At 39.9% G+C, this 3,834-nt stretch carries 5 protein-coding genes; 3 read left to right on the top strand and 2 right to left on the bottom strand.

The window, feature by feature from the left end; genetic code table 11:
- The coding region (gene nadB, locus H5072_RS13990; protein WP_182693866.1) for an L-aspartate oxidase at nucleotides 1-1,578 on the top strand (1,578 nt) is incomplete at its 5' end.
- On the opposite strand, the gene H5072_RS21225 is transcribed toward nadB, so the two are convergent.
- Both H5072_RS21225 and H5072_RS13985 read right to left on the bottom strand, forming a co-directional pair.
- A complete protein-coding gene (locus H5072_RS21225; RefSeq protein ID WP_310735883.1) occupies nucleotides 1,553-1,909 on the bottom strand; it encodes a hypothetical protein in 357 nt (118 codons plus the stop codon). The two genes, nadB and H5072_RS21225, sit on opposite strands and share 26 nt — an antisense overlap.
- Nucleotides 1,910-1,964: 55 nt before the next feature.
- On the bottom strand, nucleotides 1,965-2,216 hold the full coding sequence (locus H5072_RS13985) for a succinate dehydrogenase assembly factor 2 (protein WP_002958724.1): 252 nt from the start codon (nucleotides 2,214-2,216) through the stop codon (nucleotides 1,965-1,967).
- Nucleotides 2,217-2,380: 164 nt separating this feature from the next.
- Between H5072_RS13985 and H5072_RS13980 the strand changes: the two genes are divergently transcribed.
- The gene (locus tag H5072_RS13980) at nucleotides 2,381-3,292 is read left to right on the top strand and encodes a folate-binding protein YgfZ (protein WP_002958725.1); all 912 of its coding nucleotides are present in this window, start codon (nucleotides 2,381-2,383) and stop codon (nucleotides 3,290-3,292) included.
- Nucleotides 3,293-3,304: 12 nt separating this feature from the next.
- A complete protein-coding gene (locus H5072_RS13975) occupies nucleotides 3,305-3,790 on the top strand; it encodes a peptidylprolyl isomerase (RefSeq protein ID WP_002958726.1) in 486 nt (161 codons plus the stop codon).
- Nucleotides 3,791-3,834: the final 44 nt, after the last annotated feature.

The raw sequence follows: 3,834 nt of genomic DNA, 5'->3' as shown, positions 1-3,834 counted from the left end.
GCTATTATAGGTAGCGGCGCAGCAGGCTTATCACTTGCATTATCTCTAGCTAATTATTGTAACGTTACCGTGATCAGTAAAGGAGCGCTTACCGAAGGTTCTACTTTGTATGCCCAAGGCGGTATAGCTGCTGTATTTGATAAACAAAACGACAGCATAGAATCTCATGTTGAAGATACACTCGATGCAGGCGGCGGTTTATGCGATAGAGACGCTGTTCATTATACCGCCAGCAATGCCCACGATTGCCTACAGTGGTTAATCGACCAAGGCGTACCCTTTGATATGGAGTTTGATAGCAAAGGAAAAGAGCGTTTTCACTTAACACGTGAAGGTGGTCACAGCCATCGTCGTATATTGCATGCAGCCGATGCAACAGGCAAAGCGGTGCAAACAACACTTATCAGCCAAGTTAAAATTCATAAAAATATAACGCTTTTAGAGCAATACAACGCCATTGATTTAATCACAGATAAAAGCGCCGGAAAAACAGGCTCACACATTGAAGGCATGTATGTGTGGAACAAAAAAGCTAAAAAGGTAGAAACCATTTCAGCTAAATTTGTTGCTCTTGCAACCGGTGGTGCAAGTAAAGTGTATTTATATACATCTAATCCAGACGTATCAAGTGGTGATGGTATTGCAATGGCTTGGCGTGCAGGTTGTAAAGTTGCCAACATGGAATTTAATCAATTTCATCCAACAAGTCTTTATCATCCAGAGCTACAAAACTTTTTAATTACCGAAGCCATGCGCGGTGAAGGGGCTTATTTAAAACGCCCAGATGGCACTCGTTTTATGAAAGACTTTGATAGCCGTGAAGAGCTTGCTCCACGCGATATAGTGGCACGCGCAATCGATTTTGAAATGAAGCGCTTAGGCGCTAATTGTGTTTATTTAGATATTAGCCACAAAGATAAAGACTTTATTATTGAGCACTTTCCTACTATTTACGCAAAATGCTTAAGTGTAGGCCTCGATATAACGAAAGAAGCAATCCCAGTTGTGCCTGCTGCGCATTACACCTGTGGTGGTGTAATGACTGACTTTAACGGCAAAACAGATCTCGATAACTTATATGCTGTAGGTGAAGTTGCTTACACAGGCTTACATGGTGCAAACCGTATGGCAAGTAATTCACTATTAGAGTGCATTGTATTTGCTCACGCTGCAGCTAAAGATATTTTAAGTAAAATTGAACATGCACCAGAGCCGATGGCGCTTCCTCATTGGGATGAGAGCCGTGTTAGTAACTCAGATGAAGAAATTGTTATTACCCATAACTGGCATGAACTACGTTTATTTATGTGGGATTATGTAGGTATTGTACGCTCTACTAAACGCTTAGAACGAGCACTGCATAGAGTTGAGTTGCTACAGCAAGAAATACACGATTACTATGCAAACTTTAGAGTAAGTAACAACTTACTTGAGCTTCGTAATTTAGTGCAAGTATCAGAGCTTATTATTAGAAGTGCTATGGAGCGAAAAGAAAGCAGAGGCTTGCATTACACTATTGATTACCCTGAACAAAGTGAAAACCCAACGCCGACTATTTTGACTCCAAAACGCAATTAATTGCGCCGACAGTGGCACGTTTTAGACGCGCATAACTTTGCTCATTAACGCCATTGGCTGAAATTATAAGCCAATGGTTGTTACTAAAACCTTTAATATGAAGCCATATATTATTACCATAAAATCGGCTTTTGTTACTTATTTCACCCTGAATTTTTAAGCTCTCGCCCTCAAATCTAAATAACTTTGGTTCTAATATTATAATGCCCTCATGTGGGTGAATTGCTAATACTTTGCGCCACATTATCAAGCCAGCTAGTGCATTTATTATTAAACAAAAAAGCATAGCTAATAGTGAATCTAAATATAAACATAATATAAAACTAAGTATACAAAAAAAGACCACAATTGGTTTGTGGTCAGCTTTATTATTTGTAACAGTAAACCTATACACGAACTCGGTCTAAGATCAGCGAAACCATACCGTTTAACTGCTCGTCTTTACATTCTTCATGACCCATAAACCATGCAAACAAGTCAGGGTCTTCTTCTGTTAGCAAACGCTGAAAGATAGCCTGTTGCTCTGCGCTCAAAGAGTCGTATGCTTCTTCTACAAACGGCATAAACAAAACATCTAGCTCTAACATGCCACGACGACAAGCCCAACGAATACGTGCTTTACTATGAATTTCAACCATTTTAAACCTCATACTTAATTGACTCGAGTTTAACAAACACAAGCCTATTTAGCAGCTATTAATCTCTCATTAAATAATAAACCCACACCAATAAGCGCTTGTCTGTACCATACGTAACAACTGCGTTATTATGTCACTTCATTTATATTGCAAAGAAGGTTTTTATGTCGAGCGTTTATGCATGTCCGTTATCTCATCAACTTATTAGCCTCTGCGGTGCTGATAAATTATCTTATTTGCACGGACAAATCACTCAAGATCTAAATAAATTAACCAGCAGTAATTATTTGTGGGCTGGCCATTGCAGCGCCAAAGGTAAACTTTGGGGTGTATTTAAATTATTTTCTTACCAAGATAGCTACTACCTTGCGGGTAGCCAAGCTGAAGTTGAAAAATCATTAGCTGAACTTAAAAAATACGCTGTATTTGCAAAAGTTGATATTACTGAATGCTCAAAGCGTTTAATTGGTTTAATTGGTGATGATTTATCTGATGTACTGGCACAACTTGATATTAGCTTTGAAGGCGATGCAAGCGCGTGTGATTTTACGAATGGTAAAGCGCTAAAATTAGCTGATAACCGTGTTTTAATAATGGTTGATAACCAATTTAGCATGCCTGATAACGTATCCACACTTGATAACGAAGCCCCTTGGCAACAAGCAGCGATGCTTGCCGGTGAGCCTCAGCTAAGTGCAGATGCAATTGGCGAGTACGTTCCTCAAATGGTAAACCTACATGCTATTGGCGGTATAAGTTTCAAAAAAGGGTGTTATACAGGTCAAGAAACCGTAGCCCGTATGAAGTACCTTGGTAAAAATAAACGTGCAATGTATATCGTTTCGGGGCAAAGCGAAGGGATTCTTTCAGAGCCTGATTTAGAAACCCAATTAGGCGAAAATTGGCGCCGTGCAGGTAAACTTATTGCACAAAGTTTTGATGAGCAAACAAATAAATTAACAGGCCTCGTTGTGTTGCCAAACGATACTGATGTAACTCAGGTACTTCGTGCAAAACACACACCTCAGGTGGAGCTAAGCATTCTGCCTCTACCCTACTCTCTTGAAGATGAATAAATAGGAATGACTATGATCGTTGCGGCAAACAAAGTGGTAAAAATGCATTATTCAGTAATGGATAATGATGGCAATAGCATTGATAACTCGTTCGGTGGTGAGCCACTACACTTTATCATTGGCACAGGCTATTTAATTTCAGGCCTAGAAAATGCTTTGCTGGGCAAGCAACCAGGCGACACGCTTAGCGTAAAGGTTGAACCTGAAGAAGGTTACGGCGAGCGCCACGAAAACCTAATGCAAGCAGTACCTAAATCAATGTTTGAAGGTATGGAAATTGAAGTTGGCATGCAATTTCGTGCATCAACAGATGATGGTGACCAATCAGTAATGATCATCGATATTCAAGATGAAGAAGTGATTGTAGATGGTAATAACCCACTTGCAGGTATAACACTTAACTTTGATGTAGAAATACTAGAAGTACGTGATGCTACAGAAGATGAATTAACTCACGGCCACGTACATGGCGAAGGTGGGTGTGGCCACGACCACTAATGCACTGCTAAACAAATAGAAAAAGCGCCTAAGGCGCTTTTTTT

Source organism: Pseudoalteromonas sp. SR45-5, from assembly GCF_014163565.1.
GTDB lineage: Bacteria > Pseudomonadota > Gammaproteobacteria > Enterobacterales > Alteromonadaceae > Pseudoalteromonas > Pseudoalteromonas distincta.
This window is presented reverse-complemented; position numbering and strand designations above follow the sequence as displayed.

Coding starts and splice junctions, on each gene's coding strand:
- H5072_RS13985 (WP_002958724.1), bottom strand. CDS start 2,216: ATGGTTGAAATTCATAGTAAAGCACGTATTCGTTGGGCTTGTCGTCGT.
- H5072_RS13980 (WP_002958725.1), top strand. CDS start 2,381: ATGTCGAGCGTTTATGCATGTCCGTTATCTCATCAACTTATTAGCCTC.
- H5072_RS13975 (WP_002958726.1), top strand. CDS start 3,305: ATGATCGTTGCGGCAAACAAAGTGGTAAAAATGCATTATTCAGTAATG.